At 47.9% G+C, this 17445-nt stretch carries 22 protein-coding genes; 11 read left to right on the top strand and 11 right to left on the bottom strand.

Annotation, left to right across the window (positions count from 1 at the left end; genetic code table 11):
* Position 1 precedes the first annotated feature (1 nt).
* Positions 2-307 (top strand): divalent-cation tolerance protein CutA, encoded by a 306-nt coding sequence (cutA, locus tag AS006_RS05945; protein WP_101513441.1) that lies wholly within the window; start codon positions 2-4, stop codon positions 305-307.
* Here the strand turns inward: cutA and AS006_RS05940 are convergent.
* From AS006_RS05940 to minC, 9 genes are read right to left on the bottom strand one after another with little or no spacing between them, the layout of a single operon-like run.
* Positions 288-803 carry a TIGR00725 family protein gene (locus AS006_RS05940; RefSeq protein ID WP_101513440.1) on the bottom strand — a complete coding sequence of 172 codons (516 nt, stop codon included), beginning with the start codon at positions 801-803 and terminating at the stop codon, positions 288-290. The two genes, cutA and AS006_RS05940, sit on opposite strands and share 20 nt — an antisense overlap.
* Positions 800-1507 carry an LPS export ABC transporter ATP-binding protein gene (lptB, locus tag AS006_RS05935; protein ID WP_101513439.1) on the bottom strand — a complete coding sequence of 236 codons (708 nt, stop codon included), beginning with the start codon at positions 1505-1507 and terminating at the stop codon, positions 800-802. The genes AS006_RS05940 and lptB overlap by 4 nt, the downstream gene beginning before the upstream one ends.
* The gene (locus AS006_RS05930) at positions 1504-1980 is read right to left on the bottom strand and encodes an OmpH family outer membrane protein (RefSeq protein WP_101513438.1); all 477 of its coding nucleotides are present in this window, start codon (positions 1978-1980) and stop codon (positions 1504-1506) included. The genes lptB and AS006_RS05930 overlap by 4 nt, the downstream gene beginning before the upstream one ends.
* Positions 1981-1994: 14 nt before the next feature.
* On the bottom strand, positions 1995-2540 hold the full coding sequence (locus AS006_RS05925; RefSeq protein WP_101513437.1) for a ComEA family DNA-binding protein: 546 nt from the start codon (positions 2538-2540) through the stop codon (positions 1995-1997).
* Complete coding sequence (locus AS006_RS05920) at positions 2537-3238, bottom strand: SPOR domain-containing protein (RefSeq protein ID WP_101513436.1); 702 nt, start codon at positions 3236-3238, stop codon at positions 2537-2539. Before AS006_RS05920 ends, AS006_RS05925 begins: the two co-directional genes overlap by 4 nt.
* A gap of 3 nt (positions 3239-3241) precedes the next feature.
* Positions 3242-4237 (bottom strand): M42 family metallopeptidase, encoded by a 996-nt coding sequence (locus AS006_RS05915; RefSeq protein WP_101513435.1) that lies wholly within the window; start codon positions 4235-4237, stop codon positions 3242-3244.
* On the bottom strand, positions 4234-5253 hold the full coding sequence (locus AS006_RS05910; protein ID WP_101513434.1) for a M42 family metallopeptidase: 1020 nt from the start codon (positions 5251-5253) through the stop codon (positions 4234-4236). Before AS006_RS05910 ends, AS006_RS05915 begins: the two co-directional genes overlap by 4 nt.
* Before the next feature lie 3 nt (positions 5254-5256).
* Positions 5257-6255, bottom strand: a complete 999-nt coding sequence (locus AS006_RS05905; protein ID WP_199167436.1) for a M42 family metallopeptidase — start codon at positions 6253-6255, stop codon at positions 5257-5259.
* A 1-nt stretch (position 6256) separates the two neighbouring features.
* Positions 6257-6889 (bottom strand): septum site-determining protein MinC, encoded by a 633-nt coding sequence (minC, locus tag AS006_RS05900; RefSeq protein ID WP_101513433.1) that lies wholly within the window; start codon positions 6887-6889, stop codon positions 6257-6259.
* A 59-nt stretch (positions 6890-6948) separates the two neighbouring features.
* Between minC and AS006_RS05895 the strand changes: the two genes are divergently transcribed.
* Positions 6949-7806 carry an alpha/beta fold hydrolase gene (locus AS006_RS05895; protein WP_101513432.1) on the top strand — a complete coding sequence of 286 codons (858 nt, stop codon included), beginning with the start codon at positions 6949-6951 and terminating at the stop codon, positions 7804-7806.
* Here AS006_RS05895 and AS006_RS05890 read toward each other — a convergent pair.
* Positions 7789-9054 (bottom strand): ArsB/NhaD family transporter, encoded by a 1266-nt coding sequence (locus tag AS006_RS05890; RefSeq protein WP_101513431.1) that lies wholly within the window; start codon positions 9052-9054, stop codon positions 7789-7791. The genes AS006_RS05895 and AS006_RS05890 overlap by 18 nt on opposite strands.
* A 266-nt stretch (positions 9055-9320) precedes the next feature.
* On the opposite strand from AS006_RS05890, the gene AS006_RS05885 reads away from it, so the two are divergent.
* Genes AS006_RS05885 through hisIE form a run of 9 tightly spaced genes read left to right on the top strand, consistent with a single transcriptional unit; the run spans position 9321 to position 16267 of the window.
* Positions 9321-10154 (top strand): ATP phosphoribosyltransferase regulatory subunit, encoded by an 834-nt coding sequence (locus AS006_RS05885; RefSeq protein ID WP_101513430.1) that lies wholly within the window; start codon positions 9321-9323, stop codon positions 10152-10154.
* Positions 10148-10774 (top strand): ATP phosphoribosyltransferase, encoded by a 627-nt coding sequence (gene hisG / locus AS006_RS05880; protein ID WP_101513429.1) that lies wholly within the window; start codon positions 10148-10150, stop codon positions 10772-10774. Before AS006_RS05885 ends, hisG begins: the two co-directional genes overlap by 7 nt.
* Entirely contained in the window at positions 10746-12032 is a 1287-nt protein-coding gene (hisD, locus tag AS006_RS05875; RefSeq protein ID WP_101513428.1) for a histidinol dehydrogenase, read from the top strand. Before hisG ends, hisD begins: the two co-directional genes overlap by 29 nt.
* Positions 12029-13036, top strand: a complete 1008-nt coding sequence (gene hisC / locus AS006_RS05870; RefSeq protein ID WP_101513427.1) for a histidinol-phosphate transaminase — start codon at positions 12029-12031, stop codon at positions 13034-13036. Before hisD ends, hisC begins: the two co-directional genes overlap by 4 nt.
* A complete protein-coding gene (gene hisB, locus AS006_RS05865; RefSeq protein WP_101513426.1) occupies positions 13033-13620 on the top strand; it encodes an imidazoleglycerol-phosphate dehydratase in 588 nt (195 codons plus the stop codon). Before hisC ends, hisB begins: the two co-directional genes overlap by 4 nt.
* Entirely contained in the window at positions 13617-14222 is a 606-nt protein-coding gene (hisH, locus tag AS006_RS05860; protein WP_101513425.1) for an imidazole glycerol phosphate synthase subunit HisH, read from the top strand. Before hisB ends, hisH begins: the two co-directional genes overlap by 4 nt.
* Positions 14201-14947 (top strand): 1-(5-phosphoribosyl)-5-((5-phosphoribosylamino)methylideneamino)imidazole-4-carboxamide isomerase, encoded by a 747-nt coding sequence (hisA, locus tag AS006_RS05855; RefSeq protein ID WP_101513424.1) that lies wholly within the window; start codon positions 14201-14203, stop codon positions 14945-14947. Before hisH ends, hisA begins: the two co-directional genes overlap by 22 nt.
* A complete protein-coding gene (gene hisF / locus AS006_RS05850) occupies positions 14916-15677 on the top strand; it encodes an imidazole glycerol phosphate synthase subunit HisF (protein WP_101513423.1) in 762 nt (253 codons plus the stop codon). Before hisA ends, hisF begins: the two co-directional genes overlap by 32 nt.
* Positions 15677-16267: a bifunctional phosphoribosyl-AMP cyclohydrolase/phosphoribosyl-ATP diphosphatase HisIE gene (gene hisIE / locus AS006_RS05845; protein ID WP_233185667.1), complete on the top strand. Its 591-nt coding sequence runs from the start codon at positions 15677-15679 to the stop codon at positions 16265-16267. The genes hisF and hisIE overlap by 1 nt, the downstream gene beginning before the upstream one ends.
* Here hisIE and wecB read toward each other — a convergent pair whose 3' ends face one another.
* A complete protein-coding gene (gene wecB / locus AS006_RS05840) occupies positions 16268-17404 on the bottom strand; it encodes a non-hydrolyzing UDP-N-acetylglucosamine 2-epimerase (protein ID WP_101513421.1) in 1137 nt (378 codons plus the stop codon).
* Positions 17405-17445: the final 41 nt, after the last annotated feature.

The following is a 17445-nucleotide window of genomic DNA, read 5'->3' as shown; positions in this document are numbered from 1 at the left end:
CATGGTGATCGTGTACTCCACCTTTCCAAGCGAAGAAAAAGCCCTTGAGATTGGAAGAAAACTCCTTGAAAAGAAACTGATCGCCTGTTTCAACGCGTTTGAGATCAGATCAGGGTACTGGTGGAAGGGTGAGATCGTTGAAGACAGAGAATGGGCAGCCCTCTTCAAGACCACTGAGGAGAACGAAAAAAAGGTTTACGAGGAACTGAAAAAACTTCACCCTTATGAAGTTCCAGCGATATTCACACTGAAGGTAGAAAACGTTCTTCCCGAATATCTGAACTGGCTTACAGAATCTGTTCGATGATCCTTACGGCTTCCTCCACCGTCCAGGCCTGGTGGACCTCCACGATTTTCCTGTTGTCCAGGTATTTTCCTTCTATCAGCACCTGAGCGATCCTGTCCGTCCAGCCACCAGTTCCCCTAAGCAGGATCACAGGCTTTCCAAGGGCGTAGGCACCCAGTATCTCTATCGCCGTTCCTATTTCCCCACCGATCGAAGCAACAACGTCCACGTTTCTTAAAAGAACGAAAGACCTCATCTGAAAATCAAGCCCCGTCTTTACAGCAACGGACAGATGAGGATTTCCCGTTTCTTCATCAGGAAGTATTCCCACCACCGTGCCGCCCGATTCTCTGGCACCCTGAGACACCAGTTCCATCACACCGTCTCTTCCACCGTTGAAGATCAAAAAGCCCTTTTCAGCGAGTTTCATTCCAAGGTCAAGACAGAGCTCTCTGAGATCCGACACGGGAGGTCTGTCGATAGGACCGGAGTATCCCACCACACCGACTCGTTTCACGATCCGAGGTACACCTCCTTCACAGTTTCGTCTTCCAGAACCTCCTCCGGTCTTCCCTCAGCGAGGATCTTTCCCTTGTAGATGACGTATATCCTGTCCGCGATCTCTGCAAGTTCGTCCACGTTGTGATCGGTGACAACCACTCCAAAATTCCTTTGTTTCAGTTCAAGAACCATCTTCTGTATTTCCTTGACGGTCTTTGGATCTATCCCGCTGAAGGGCTCGTCCAGAAGGACAAAAGATGGGTTCAGACACATCATCCTTGCAAGTTCCAATTTTCTCTTTTCACCACCGGAAAGAAAACTCGCCGGCTGGTTTTCAAGGGGTTTCAGATGGAACTCGTGGAGGAGCTGCTCGATCTTTTCTTCTCTCTTTTCACTGTCTTTTTCGAAGAACCGAAGTACAAGTTCTATGTTCTCCCTGACGGTGAGCCCACCGAAAACAGACGTTTCCTGCTGAAGGTACGTGATTCCAAGTCTTGCTCTCTTGTAGACCGGAAATCTCGTTATGTCCGTGTCTTCAAAGAGGATCTTTCCAGACGATGGGACCACAACACCGAGTATCATGTTGAAAATAGTGGTCTTCCCGGCACCATTTGGTCCGAGAAGACCAGTGACCTCACCCTGATTGAACTCAAGGTTCACCCGATCGACCACAACTCTTCTTCCAAACCTCTTTGTGAGATTCACGCATCTCAAAATCATTGCTGGTTTATGTAAGCGATCACCTGTTCCGTGATGTCGAGGGCAGGATTTCCGTAAACGACCACCTGATTCGTGAAGACAAGGTCATACCCCATGACGCTTGCGTACTCCTGGATCTTTTTGACGACTTCGTTCATGATTTCCTGGATTTTTGGCTGGTACTCCGACTTGAGGAGGTTCTCGTACTCAGTCTTTTTTGCGAGGATTTCTTTCTGTTTCGCCTGGATTTCCTCCTGGGATCTTCCTTCTTCCTGCATCTTTTTCAGTTCGCTTTCCATCTCCTTGAGTTTATTCTGATAGAAAGAGTAATCGCGCCTGTATTTCTCGTTCAGATCCTTCCACTTCTGGTAGTTCTCGGTTGCCTTTTCAATATCCACGTACGCCACTCTGAGAGATCCTGTGGAACTTTGGGAAACAAGGAGTGTCGCAAGAAGAACTCCCACCAGGACAAAAGGCAAAAACAGCTTCTTCATACCTTTTCCTCCTTTCAAAATGTGATTTTTCCTCTGATTTTTTCCAGCGTTTTCTCACCGATTCCGGGAACGTTCAAAAGGTCCTCGGGAGAAGAGAATGGGCCGTGTTCTTCGCGATATTCGATTATGGCTCTTGCCTTTACCTCTCCGATGTAGGGCAATGTTTTCAGTTCTTCCAGAGACGCCGTGTTGACATTCAGTTTTGTGACTTCATTTCTGGAAGGTTGTTCAACTCCCTCGACGATCACGTACTTTGAGATCTTCTCCAACGTCTTTTCACCGATGCCGGAAACGTTTGTTAATTCCTCGACGGTCGAAAATCTTCCATGTGATTCTCTGTACTCAACGATCCTTTGAGCTTTCACAGGGCCTATCCCCGGAATGCTCATAAGATCCTCAATGGACGCACTGTTCAGGTCAATAGGAAAGGATGTAACCTTTTGAGGCGGAACATCTTTTTCTTCTGGTGCTCTGTTTCGTTCCACGACTATTCCCAGAAGGATGAAGAACACGAGTGTCAGAAGCAGTGCCATCCTCTGGTGTTCTCGTTTGATCTTCAAGGAGAGATCAACCCCCCGGCGTATCCAGGGCTGTTTGTCCCGATCCTTTTCATGATGTCATCCCAGTTGAGTTTTTCAAAGTACTCCATTGCCAGTCTGCGAGTAGGAAACGCCCCCATCACGACGGAGTAATAGTTCTTTCCGCCCTTCGTGAAGGCATAAACGTAAGAGGGATACCCCGCCACTCTCAGGTCGTAGGCGAGTTCCTTTGAGAGATTTTCTGATACGGTCGTTATCACAAAAACTCCGTAGAGGGATTTTTGGGCAACCTGGGAAAAGTCGTCGAACTCTCCGAGGAGAACCACAGAGTACGTGTCTGTGGACACAGGAGTGATCAGATAGGGAAGTTTTGCCCTTCTGATTATCCTCAGGGCGTCGTCTTTCTTCACAACAAAGGAGGAAACGGTCTGGTCCTCGGAGACGAAATCGGCCATTTCGTTTCTCAATTTCTCGTAGTCGAATTCTTCGAATTCCACAAGAAGAGGAGTGGGTGGGGGTGTGACTTCAACCGGTACCTTGAGTTCTTCCGGTATGTTCACCTCAACGGGCTTTATCTCTACGATCTCCACCTTCACGTTTTTGAGTTGCCACTTCAGATACAGGTTGTAAGATATAAGGGCTATGACGGCGGAAAATATCACAACTATGAGCCAGAAGAGAAACCGGGACTGTCCCTCAGAGAGGGTTACCCTTGCCATCTTTCACTCCCCCAGATATCTGATCAGAAGTTCCACCGTCCCCTCCACATCTTCTGGACAGACCATCTCGCTCGGTGAATGAACGTACCGTGTGGGAATGGATACGGTCACTGAAGGGATACCTTCTCTTGTTCTCTGATATCCCATGGCGTTCGTTCCTCCAAAGGTCAGAACTTCCATCTGGTATTTTATGTTGAATCTTTCAGCGGTCTCAACGAGTTTTTCAAGGATCTTTCTGTTGCTTATGGACGCTCTGTCTTTCACCTTCAGAGCAGGTCCTCCAGAGAGTTTCATGGCGTGTCTTTTCATCGCTTTTGGAGTGTCTGCAGAATCGGTTACGTCTACGACGATGGCTTCGCTTGCTGGTATGTTGTATCCGGCAACGGAGGCACCAACGATACCATCTTCTTCCTGGACGCTGAAAACCCCGTAGAGGGTAACAGACGGCTTGATCCTTCTGAAAACCTCCACGATAACCGCACACCCTATCCTGTCATCCATTGCTTTTGAGACGTACTTTCCGGATACTTCTGCAAATCCACTGTCATAGACTCCAAAACTACCTATCGGACAGATCCTCTCTGCATCCTCCCGAGATTTTGCTCCAACGTCCACGAAGAGTTTGTCGAAAGAGAGCTTCTTCACGTTTTCCTGTCTTTCCTCGAGAGTCTCTCCTTCCATACCAACGACACCAACGGCACCGCTTTCGAAACGGATCCTCTTTCCAAGAAGCATGTAGGGAGAAAGGCCTCCAACGGGTTCTATCATCAGAAAGCCCTTCTCATCTATGTTCGTGACTGCCACACCTATTTCATCGATGTGTGCGTCAAGAATCACCTTCTTCTCCCCTGATCCTTTCCAGACGATGAGGTTTCCAAGTCCGTCCTCCCTGTAACCATCTATGTACCCTTCGAGTTCTTCCAGCAAGATCTTTTTCACTTCTTCTTCTCGTCCACTTGGTCCAAATGCCTCCGTTAACCTTTTGATCAGATCCTTCATCGAATCACCTCCACGATCTTTCCTTCTTCGACAAGAACCTTCACGAGTTTCATGGTGTTTCTGTAATCGTTCAGATCCAAAACCGACTGTGGACTGTGAATGTACCTTGCCGGAACGGACACGACACCGGCTGGAACCCCATAGGCGGTTCTTGCATAGCGAGCAGCATCCGTTCCACCGGCACTTCTTCTCTTCATCTGGAATGGAATCCCCATTGCCTTCGCTGTGTCCACGATGGTCCGGAAGATCTTTCCCGGTATCACATAGCCTCTGTGGTAGAAGGTGATCGCAGGACCGTCACCCAGGTGGGTTGCCCACCTTTGCTTTTCCAGTTCCGGGTTGTCCCCAGCCGTTGTCGTTTCCACGACCAAGGCACAATTTGGATTTATCTGTTCCACCACCACGGCACTTCCGCGAAGACCCGTCTCCTCCTGGACAGTGAAGGCAAAGTAAGTGTCATAAGCAGGTTCTACTCCCTCTTCAAGAACGTCAATGAGAAGAGAACAACCTGCCCTGTCATCGAAGGCCTTCCCCGCTACCCTTCCGTTTCCCTCCACATAATCACTCACGAAAGAAACGTAATCTCCCACAGAGATGTGTTTTTCTGCCTCTTCCTTCGAAGAAAATCCAAAATCGATCCTCAGATTCTCAAATTTGGGGGGTGTTTTTCCTTCCCTGTCCTGAAGGTGTACAGGTTTGTAGCCTATGACTCCCTTCAGATCTTTCACCTGAACGACCTTTCCTGGGAGGATTCGAGGATCCACACCACCAACGGGTAGAAACGCCGCTTTTCCATCTTTCTCTATCTTGCTCACGATCAGTCCCACTTCGTCCATGTGGGCAGAAACAAGAAGTCTTCTGGAAGAATCCTTCCCTTTTTTGAAAGCGATGAGGTTTCCCATCCTATCGCCGAAGAGATCGTCCACGAAGTTTTCTATCTTTGACCTTATGAACTCTCTGACTCTTTCTTCGTCTCCGGAAACTCCGGGTATGGTGGAAAGTTCTCTGAGGTACATCACCTACACCTCCAGTTCGACTGCGATGATGGAAAGCAATCTTGCCAGTTCTTCGACATCTCTTGGATCAACCATCTCCACCGGTGTGTGCATGTATTTAAGAGGAATCGAGATCAGAGCGGTCCTCACACCTGCCCGCACAAGTTGAGCAAAGTCTGTTTCCGTTCCCGATCTTCCTCCCACTACTTCATTCTGAAGAGTAACGTTGTGCTTCTTTGCGATCTGCAAAATCTTCTGAACAAGGCTCTTGTCCACAACTGGCCCAAGACCAATTACCGGTCCCTTCCCGAGTTCTATGTGATCATGAGAGGGCGGTTCTGAAGCGAACGTGACGTCCATCACAACGGCAACATCCGGGTTTATTCTGTAAGCCTCCGTGAGCGCCCCAAGACATCCCGTTTCCTCCTGAACGGAGAAAACAAAGTAAACATCCCACGGATGGGAATACCTTTTGAGAAACTCCAGCGTTTTTATCAAAGAAGCACAGCTTGCCCTGTTGTCAAGTGCTTTCCCGACCACTTTCCCAGCGGCTTCGAAGGATTTCTGGTCTATCACCGCTACATCACCGATTCGAACGGCGCGATCGGAAAGGGAAAGATCGAGGAAAAGTTCATCGAAGGATGGAACCTTCCCTCTGGAATCTGGTGACTGAAGATGTGGTGCAAGCATTCCGATCACACCTAAAGTAACACCTTCCCTGGTATGAACGCGCACCCTCGAAGCACAGACCACTTTTGGATCGATCCCACCAACCGGCTCAAGACGTGCAAACTCTCCCTCTACCTTCGAAACAACAAAACCTATCTCATCGACGTGTGCAAAAAAGGCAAGTTTCCCCTTTCCTTCTCCCTTTTTGTATCCAACCAGACTCCCATGTCCTGTGATTTTCGTCTCATCCACAAAGGGTTTTATGAGTGATTCGATGTAGGAAACAACACTGTCTTCGTAACCCGAAGGACCATCGAGATCCGAGAGTTTCATCAAAAGTTCCTTCGTCGTCAACTCATTCACTCCTTTCAAAATCCACTCTATCGAACGGTTCAATCACGATACGGTTTCCTTTCACATGGGCGATAGATGGAACGTTTTCTTCACCTTTTGAGTGGGTGATGAAACCCGCTATCTGGATGAGAGAGGTCTGAAGATCAAGAGCAGCAACAACCGCCTGTTCTCCCTCGTTCAGGCCGGCCCTTATGTTACCTTGAGCTTTTCCGAAGACCACCACAGAGCCACCGGCGAGGATCTCTGCTCCTTTGTTGACATTTCCGAACACGATCACATCACCGGAGTGAACAACTGTTTGGCCGGATCTGATGTTTCTTTTTATCACCTTTCCCGTACTCTCCACGGTGGTCCTGGACTCTACCCTAACATCGTTCTCTTTTCCCTCAACGGTGCTTCCGACCAGTATTTGTGAGACCTCAAGGCCGAGTTCTCTGAGGCAAGAAACGATCTTCGGTATGTCCTGAGAGTGTTTGCTGTGGTTTTCGATCATGAGGGATATTCTGTCTCCTTTCGCAAAGAACCCCCCCATCTGGGTGACGCGCGAGGTGATTTCGTTCAGTACCTCTTCGAGATTCTGATAATCTCTGATCAGGAGGATGAGCCCTTCTTTCGTCATCTTGAAATCTATCATGCTCTCACCTCATCTTTAGATTCTATCACGTTTAAAATATTAATCGGAGGTGTTGAAACGTGAAACTCGTCACGTTCCAAGCTTCTTACAATCCCGTTGTTGAAGAAAGCAAAACCGTGCGGGTTTATGTTTTCGAGCCAGAAAGGGTAGATCACAACCTGATCTTTCTTCACGGCATCGGAAACGGAAACATTCCGTATCTTCTCTGGTTTGGAGAAAGGTTCAAGGAACACGGCATAAAGACCTGGTTCCTCGTTCTTCCCTATCACGAAAAGAGAGCACCGAAGGAGTGGACCGGTGGTGAACCTTTCTATCATCCATCACCGGCCTACTGTGTTGAGAGGTTCGATGAGGCAGTCCAGGATGTAATCGATCTGGTGAACCTGATAAGGAAAGAAAACGACAGACCCATATCAACGATGGGATTCAGTTTCGGTGGTATGATAGCAACCATTGCCCTTGCACGGGAAAAGCGCATAGAAAAAGGTATCATCTGCTGCTCCGGCGGAGACTGGCGCTGGATAAACTGGTACTCTCCGTACACGAAAAAACTGAGAGAACTTTACAGAGGGAAGGGAAACGAGTTTGGTTGCAGATCCGAGAAAGACTGCATCAAAAACAGGGGAAATGCCCTGGAAGTGATAAAAAGTTTTGAATCCATCGAAGACATCAGGAGGAAGCCCCCCGTTTCCTGTTACTTCTACGATCCTGCTTCTTTCGCTCCCTTTGTTGACCAAAAAGTTCTCTTTTTCTGGGCGCTGTTTGATCGTGTGATACCGTATCGGTCTTATGCGACTCTTCACAGTCTTCTGAGAAACAAGAGGACCGTCTTTCTGCCGGCAGGTCACAAGAGTTCTTACTTTTTCAGACGATACATCGCAAGGAAAGTGGTTCGCTTTTTAAAAGATGATGAATGAGTAAAGTGTTGCAACGATGAAAGGTATGAACATGTAACCCCACGCCGTCTTCAAAAACTCCTTGAAACCCACAGTATGGTGCGTGTACCTTTCTAGAAGAGAAAGTCCGACTATGTTCTGGACGGCTCCGAGGGGGGTCAGGTTCGTTCCAAGGTTTGCCGCAATGGCGTACACCCACCAAAGCGATGCGGGAAATCCCTGCGAGATGAGGATTTTCAACGTGGGGGCAAGGATCAGAGTGGCGGGAACGGCACTCAAGAAAGCGTTGGCGAAAATGGAAAGCCAGACTGCAACGAGAACGAAGAGATACTTGTTGAAGGAAAAGATTTTGAAGAAATTGGCCAGCGCTTCCATGGCTCCTATCTTCTCCAGAGAGTAAGAGATGATGAAAAGTCCCACGTAGAAAAATAGTGAATCCCAGTCCACACCCTCAGATACCTTTTCAAAATTCTTCCCAAGTAGAAGAAGAAGGACACAGGCAGCGATGAGAGCGATCAGGGAAAGCTCCACCTCTACAACGGAGTGTAGTCCGAACATAACAAGAGTTGCAAGAAAGACGATCAAAGATTTTTTAAGAACCGCAGGATCTGTTATCGACCTCTTTGGATCGACGTTCATGAGGTTTTTCAGTTTCTCTTTTGCCTTTTCATCGATGTGTGTGTACCTTTTGAACAGGAAGAAAACGATCACAAAAACAAAGACAGCAACAGGCCCCATGTTCTTCAGAAAATCGTTGAAGCTCAAACCACTGATCGATCCAAGGACGATGTTCAGTGGGCTACCAATGAGCGTGGACATCCCACCGATGTTGTCAACGAATATCGCAAAGAGGAAGAACGGAACAGGGTTCACTTCCATCGTGTCGAGGATCAAGAAAAGAACAGGTGAAAGAAGGATGATGGTGATCAGATTGTCGAGGAAGGCGGATGTCAGGGCGGTGAGTATCATGAGAAAGGTAAACAAAAGCCAGAACCTTCCCCTCGAGATCCTGATGGCGGAGATGGCCAGGTACTCGAAAAATCCTGTTCCTTTCAGGATGTGAACGATGATCATCATGCCAAGAAGGAGTCCCAGTGTGTTGAAATCGACGACTTCGCCTATGTTTCGAAGATCCAGGCCCTCAACAATGCGTATGGCCATGAGAACGAGCGCTATAAGGAAGGTCACAACGGATCTGGCAACTTTCCCGAATATGATGAAATAATAGGCAAGAATCGCGAACATTAGCACAAGTAATGCTTCGTTCATCTTCTTCGCCTCCTTGACATGGGATTATTCTAGCACCGGTTTTTTTAAAAGAATTATTCAAAACGGTGAATTTCCTAACAAAGATGGTAGAATAAGACTCAAGGGAGCGAAGAGGCATGAGGATTCAAAAGAGAATCATAAAAATGTTTGTTTCTATACACCATCATCACCGCTTTGGCCCGGCGGTTTCTCCACCGGGAGTTTGGCGGTGAGAAATCGTACGGGCCACGTCGAAAAGACGTGGCCCTTTTGTTTATTCGAAGGAGGTGGACTTCTTGGATTTCGAAAAGGTAGTTTCCTTCTACAGAAGAGCATCAAAAGCTGGTTACACACCCTTTTTCTCTCCTGCTTTTGAAAAAATGGAAGATGTGTCCGGTGAGAGAGATTTTTTCCTTGACAGAAAAGGAAATCTCTATCGTGTGCGAAGTGATTTCACGAAATCTGTTTTAAATCATAGAAAAAAGCAGGCCTTCACTTCCAAAATGAAAGTGTGGTATGCGGACTTCGTCTACAGATATTTCGGAGAAGAGATGGTGGCGGAGTATCAACTCGGCCTTGAAAACATTCCAAGAGAATCCCTCAACGATACGTTCGAGGTGCTCGAGATCATAACAGAAAGTGTGCTTGAGATGTTCACCGGACCACTGATAGTGGAAATAGGCCACACGAAGGTTTACGAAGATCTGCTGAGATCCGTCCCAAAGGATATCCATGAGAAGGTGCTTAATCTGATCGACACGAAAAATCTTGCGGAGATAGAGTTCCTCTCTCGAATGAAAGGGATCGATCTTTCTCGAATAGAAAAGATCATAGAGGACAGCATATACAGACGATCTCCCGAAAACCTAGAGGGAATGAATCTTCCCTCTTCTGTGAAAGAAGATCTTCTTTCCGTTTCTTCCTTCCTTCAGGGAAGATTTCCAGATGTTCTTGTTGAAGTGGACCTCACTCTGGCAAGAACCATAGAAGAGTACAGCGGTGTGATCTTCACTATCTACGACACGTCAGACTCCAAACTCGTAGCAGCTGGTGGTGAGTACTCGATAAACGGAGAAAAGGGTGTGGGAGGATCCATCTTTCTGGAGGGGAAAACATGTTGAAACTCGTGATTCCAAAAGGGAGACTTGAAGAAAAGGTAATGGAGTTACTCAAAAAAGCAGGATACACCTTCAAAAAAGAGTCCTCCATCCTTCGTGAAGGAGAAGACGTAACCTGCTTCATGGTGAGACCGTTTGATGTTCCAACGTATCTCGTCTACGGAGTGGCGGACGTGGGGTTTTGTGGCACAGACGTGCTCCTTGAGAAGGAAACAAACCTCATACAGCCGTTTTTCATCCCAACGAACGTGAGCAGGATGGTGCTGGCAGGGCCGAGAGGAAAGAAGATTCCAGAGGGAGAAAAGAGAATAGCCACCAAGTTTCCAAACATCACAAGAAGGTACTGCGAATCCAAGGGTTGGCACTGCAAGATCATACCGTTGAAGGGATCCGTGGAACTTGCACCAATAGCCGGGCTTTCCGATCTCATCGTCGATATCACAGAAACAGGAAGAACTCTCCGGGAGAACGATCTTGAAGTCCTCGATGAGATATTCGTCATAAGAACCCACGTTGTGGTGAATCCCGTGAGTTACAGAACGAAAAGAGAAGAGGTAATCTCCTTTCTGGAAAAACTCCAGGAGGTGATGAAAGATGATAATCATGAGAAATCCAGCCGATGAGGACGTTCTGAAACTCCTTGAAAGAAGAATGAAGGCCGCCTCAAAAGTGGAAGAGGCTGTCAAGGAGATCATCAAAAGGGTAAAAAGTGAGGGGGACAGGGCTCTTGAAGAGTATCTGAAGCGCTTTGAAAAATACCCCCTGAGTGTGAAAGATCTTCTTGTTTCGGAAGAAGAAATAGCACAAGCGAGCGTAGAGAGGGATTTCATCGAAACCGTGAAAGTCGTGATAGAGGATCTAAAAGAGTTCCATCAGAGGCAGAAAGAGACTTCCTTTTTCTTCACAACCGATGGTGGAAGTTTTCTTGGTGAGATGGTGGTCCCTCTTGAGAGCGTTGGAATATACGTTCCTGGAGGAAAAGTTCCGTACTTTTCCACCCTTCTCATGTGTGCCGTTCCAGCCATCGTGGCAGGCGTTGAAAGGATCGTCGTCACCACTCCACCCGATGAGAACGGAAAAGTATCCCCCTACATTCTGAAGGTGTGTGAAATGCTTGGTCTGAAAGAGATCTACAAGATGGGAGGAGCACATGCGATTGCCGCTCTCTCCTACGGAACAGAGACGGTGAGACCTGTTGACAAGATCGTGGGACCGGGTGGAGTTTTTGTTACCCTCGCAAAGAAACTCGTTTACGGAGACGTGGGGATCGATTCCATAGCGGGACCAAGTGAGATCACGATAATCACGGACGGAAGCGTTCCTTTGGACTTTGTGGCGGCGGATTTCCTGTCTCAGGCAGAACACGATGAAAACGCCATGAGCGTGGTCATAACGACCTCGAAAGAAGTTTTCGAGAAACTTCCGGAGGTCATAGAAGAACATCTTCGATCTCTTCCCGATGAGAGACGGAAAACCGCTGAGATATCCACGAGCAACTTCGGAACCATCATACTCATTGAGAATCTGAAGAGGGCCTTTGAGATCTCCAATCTCATTGCCCCCGAACACCTGGAAATACTCGTGGAAAAACCCTTCGAAGTTCTGGGTTATGTAAAGAACGCAGGTTCCGTGTTCCTTGGAAAATACACCTGCGAATCCGTGGGAGACTACGGTGTGGGGCCGAACCATGTGCTTCCCACGTTCAGATCCGCAAGGTTCTCCTCTGGACTCAGGGTTTCTGATTTCACAAAGAAGATCTTCATCACCCACTTTTCTGAAGAAGACTTCAAAAAGAAAGGTGTGCTCTACTCCAAAATGGCACGATGGGAAGGCTTTGAGGCGCACGCGAGGGCCGTGGACGTGAGGAGGGAGTCGCTGTGAATCCCGTTGATCTGATCATAAGGAGGGCTTACCCGTACGAAACAGAGAAGAGAGACAGGATCTACCTCGCCCTGAACGAAAATCCATTCCCTTTTCCGGAAGAACTCACAAAGGAAGTCTTCAGAAGACTTGACGGCGACAAGATGAGAATATACTACGACTCTCCGGACAAAGAACTCATCGAAAAGATCCTTGAATATCTCGACACCGATTTTTTGAGAGAGAATAACGTGTCGATCGGAAACGGTGCTGACGAGATCATATACGTGATGATGATCATGTTCGATCGAGCAGTTTTCTTCCCCCCCACCTACAGTTGCTATAGGATCTTCGCGAAGGCGGTTGGTGCAAAGTACCTCGAGGTTCCTCTCACAAAGGATCTGAAAATACCCGAAATCGAAGTTGGAGAAGGAGACGTTGTCTTCATCCCAAATCCCAACAACCCGACGGGTCATATCTTCGAAAAAGAGGAGATCAAAAAAATCCTGAAAAAAGGGGCGTTCGTTGCTTTGGACGAAGCCTACTACGAATTCCACGGAGAAAGCTACATCGATCTTTTGAAAGAGTACGAAAATCTTGCCATCATCAGGACATTTTCCAAGGCGTTTTCTCTCGCTGCTCAGAGAATCGGATACGTCATCTCCTCTGAAAAGTTCATCGACGCGTACAACAGAGTGAGACTGCCGTTCAACGTGAGTTACGTTTCTCAGACTTTTGCCAAGGTGGCACTGGAACACATCGGTATTTTCAAAGAGCGGATAGAATACATCGTCTCGGAGAGAGAGAGAATGAAAAAAGCACTGAAGGAGCTGAACTACTCCATTTCCGACTCGCGTGGAAACTTCGTTTTCATCTTCATGGACAAAAGAGAACGGGACAGACTGGTAGAGCAACTTCGATGGAAGAACATAGCAGTTCGAAGTTTCAGAGAAGGTGTTAGAATCACTATCGGAAAAAGAGAAGAGAACGAAACCATTCTGAAGGAACTGGAGGTGTTCAGATGACGGTGGAAAGGATAGAAAACGGCGTTATCGTTCAAAGAAACACGAAGGAGATAGAGATTTCCATAACACTGGACACGGTTCACGGAAAACTCGAAGGAAGCACCGGTGTGAACTTCTTCGATCATCTCCTGAACACTTTCTGTCACTACTCGGGACTGGGCCTCAGGGTAAGCACCTGTGAGAGCAAAGATGGTATCCTTCACCATCTGATAGAGGACTTTGGAATCTCCCTGGGACAGGCGTTCAGGGAGCTCTTCGACTACACGAAGGTGAGAAGGTTCGGTGAGGCCACCGTTCCTATGAACGAGGCGCTCATCGGATGCTATGTGGATCTTTCTGGAAGGCCTTTCTTTCAGAAGAATTTCGAATTCTCCGTGGAGAATATAGAGGACATGCCAGTTGAAGGTTTCGAAGAGTTCATGAACGGCTTTGTCAACCACGCAAGGATTACCGTTCACTTCTTCAAGTTCTTTGGAAAGAACGACCACCACATCTCTGAATCTGCCATGAAGTCCTTCGGGCTTGCAATCGCCCGTGCACTGGAAAGATCGGACACCAAAACCACCAAGGGAGTGATAGATTGAGGGTCGGAATAATAGCCGTTGGTCCTGGCAACATCATGAACCTCTACCGTGGAGTGAAAAGAGCGGCCGAGGGCCTTGAAAACGTCTCCATAGTTCTGGTAGAAAACCCTCAGAAAGACCTGTATGATCTTCTTTTCATTCCCGGTGTGGGACACTTCGGTGAGGGAATGAAAAGACTGAAAGAAAGTGGCCTGATCGACTTCATAGAAGAACACGTGGAAAGCGGAAAGTACGTTGTCGGAGTTTGTCTTGGAATGCAGCTTCTGTTCGAAGAAAGCGAAGAGGCACCGGGCGTGAAAGGTCTTTCCCTGATAGAAGGAAACGTTGTGAAGTTGAAAAGCAAAAGGCTTCCCCACATGGGATGGAACGAGGTGATCTTCAAGGATACCTTCCCGAGCGGATATTATTACTTCGTTCACACTTACAGGGTCGTGTGTGAAGAGGACTGCGTTTTGGGAACGACAGAGTACGATGGGGAGATCTTCCCCTCATCCGTCAGAAAAGGAAGGATACTCGGTTTTCAGTTCCACCCAGAAAAGAGTTCGAAGGTAGGAAAAAAACTCCTCAGGAAGGTGATTGAATGCTCGTTATCCCTGCCATAGATCTGTACAGAAAAAAAGTCGTGAGGATGGTCAAGGGCAAAAAGGAAAACACGATATTCTATGAAAAAGATCCTTTCGAGCTGGTAAAAAAACTCGTCGAAGAAGGCTTTCCCCTCATCCACGTGGTGGATCTTTCAAGAGCCATAGAAGAAAGCGATGAAAACCTGGCGGTTCTGGAGAAACTCTCGTCTTACGCCGATCACATTCAAATCGGCGGTGGAATAAGGACACTGGAGTATGCAAAAAGACTCCTCGGAATGGGGTTCAGAAGACAGATCGTGAGCTCAAAGGTGCTGGAAGATCCCTCCTTCCTGAAGAGCTTAAAAGAAATCGGAGTGAGCCCAGTCTTCAGTCTCGACACAAGAGAAGGAAAGGTAGCGTTCAGGGGCTGGCTGGATGAAAAAGATATCGATCCTGTTTTTCTTGTGAACAAACTGAAGGAGTTTGGCCTTGAAGAGATCATCCATACAGAGATAGAAAAGGACGGCACCCTCGAAGAGCACGATTTTTCTCTGACAGAAAGGATCGCCCTGGGAACGGGTGTGAAGGTAATAGCAGCGGGTGGCATTTCTTCAGAGCGTTCCCTGAAGGAGGCCCTTGAGGTTCACAGAAGAACGAACGGTCTTTTGAAGGGTGTGATCGTGGGAAGGGCGTTTTTGGGAGGCACCCTCACAGTCGAGGTGATGAAAAGGTATGCTTGCCAAAAGAATAATAGCGTGTCTTGATGTGAAAGACGGTCGAGTGGTGAAGGGTACGAACTTTGAAAACCTCAGAGACAGTGGAGATCCCGTCGAACTCGGAAAGCTCTACTCCGAGATAGGAATAGACGAACTCGTTTTTCTGGACATCACCGCATCTGTGGAAAAGAGAAAAACGATGCTCGAACTGGTGGAGAAGGTAGCAGAACAGATCGACATCCCCTTCACCGTGGGTGGCGGAATACACGATTTCGAAACGGCATCGGAACTCATCCTCAGAGGCGCAGACAAAGTGAGTATCAACACCGCTGCGGTGGAAAAACCAGATCTCATCACCAGGATCGCCGAAACCTTTGGAAGTCAGGCGGTCGTTGTGGCGATAGATGCAAAGAGGGTGGACGGTGAATTTATCGTCTTCACCTACTCAGGGAAGAAAAACACCGGTATTCTCCTCTCGGACTGGGTTCACGAGGTGGAAAGGAGGGGAGCCGGAGAGATACTTCTCACCAGCATCGACAGAGACGGCACGAAAATGGGATACGACACGGAGATGATCAGATTCGTAAGACCGCTGACGAACCTTCCCATCATTGCCTCTGGTGGTGCAGGAAAGATGGAACACTTTCTTGAAGCGTTCCAAGCTGGAGCAGATGCTGCCCTCGCGGCATCTGTGTTTCATTTCAGAGAGATCGATGTGATGGAACTCAAAAGATTTCTCAAAGAAAAGGGTGTGAACGTGAGATTGGAGGGAATGTGATGGAGCTCTATCCCGTGGTGGTTCAGGAGAGAACAACCGGCGAGGTGTTGATGCTGGCCTACGCGAACAAAGAAGCACTGGAACTCACAAAGAAAACGGGATACGCTCACTTTTTCTCCAGAGAAAGACAAAAGATCTGGAAAAAGGGAGAAACCTCGGGAAACACCATGAAGGTTGTGGAAATAAGGAGAGACTGCGATGACGATGCGTACCTTTATATCGTCGACTTTCCAAAAGAAAAGGTGGCGTGTCACACGGGAAACAGATCTTGTTTCTTCAAGGTGGAACACAGATTCGAAGAAACAGGCTCTCCCACCTTCTGGCTCGAACTGTACAGGCTGGTGAGAAAAAGAAAAGAAGAGATGCCAGAGGGATCCTACACCGCAAAACTCTTTAAAGAAGGAAAGGGAAAGATCGCAAAAAAGTTCGGAGAAGAAGCAGTCGAGGTGATAACTGGCTATCTTCAAGACGACAGGGAAAATCTCGTCTGGGAGATAGCCGATATGATCTATCATCTCACAGTCCTCATGGTCGAGGCGGGGATCACCGTTCAGGATGTGATGAAGGAACTGGAAAAGAGAAGAAAGTGATCAGCCGAACTCTTCCGGAGGATCGGAAAGTCCAAACTCGTGCAAAATCGCCTTCACGATACGATCTGAGGCTTTTCCGTCCCCAAAAGGGTTCACCGCCCGTGCCATCTTCTGGTAGAGTTTTTCATCGGTGAGGAGTTGTTCTGTGATTTCGAATATCCCTTCTTCTTCTACACCACCGAGGACGGCAACACCTGCCTCTATGGCTTCGGGCCTTTCTGTCTCTCTTCGAAGTACGATGACCGGCTTTCCAAGGGCCGGGGCTTCTTCCTGTATTCCACCAGAATCTGTCATGATGAGATAGCACCTTGCCATCAGGTTATGCATGTCTATCACGTTCACCGGGTCGATCAAAAGCACCCTTTCCGTGTCTTCGAGGATTGGGAACACGATCTCCCTGACGGCGGGGTTCATGTGAACCAGATAGATCACCTTCACGTCGTCGAACCTCTCAACGATCCTCTTCACCGCCTTGCATATGTTTTTCAGGGGCTCTCCTATGTTTTCTCTTCTGTGTGAGGTAAGGAGAATGTACCTTGCGGAAGAGAAATCCTCATTTCTGAGAACAGGATTTTCAAAGACGTAATCGTTCTTCACGGTGTATCTGAGGGCATCGATCACCGTGTTTCCCGTCACGTAGATCTTTCCCATAACGTTTTCCTTCAAAAGATTCTCTCTGTTCCTCTTTGTGGGAGCAAAATGAAGGGTCGCGAGGACACCGGTGAGCCTTCTGTTGATCTCCTCCGGAAAAGGTGAGTACCTGTCGTTCGTTCTCAGTCCTGCTTCGACATGGCCAACAGGTATTCTGTGGTAGAAGGCTGCAAGCGCCCCAACGAACGTGGTCGTTGTGTCTCCCTGAACCAGAACGATATCGGGTTTTACTTTTTCGATCAGATTGTAGAGACCAGAAAGAGCGTTCACCGTTATATCGGAGAGGGTCTGCCTTTCTTTCATGATGTTCAGGTCGTAGTCTGGTTTTATGTTGAAGACCTCAAGCACCTGATCGAGCATCTCTCTGTGCTGGGCCGTCACACAGACCACGCTCTCCACGCTCGTTTCTTCCTCGAGTCTTTTCACCAGTGGGGCCATCTTTATTGCCTCGGGTCTTGTGCCGAAGATGCTGAGAACTCTGATCACATTCTACACCTCCTGTTAAAATTGTACACGAGGAGGTGAAA

It is taken from the genome of Thermotoga sp. SG1, from assembly GCF_002865985.1.
Lineage (GTDB): Bacteria > Thermotogota > Thermotogae > Thermotogales > Thermotogaceae > Thermotoga.
The sequence above is the reverse complement of the archived record's forward strand: the minus strand, read 5'-3'. Positions and strand labels throughout refer to the sequence as shown.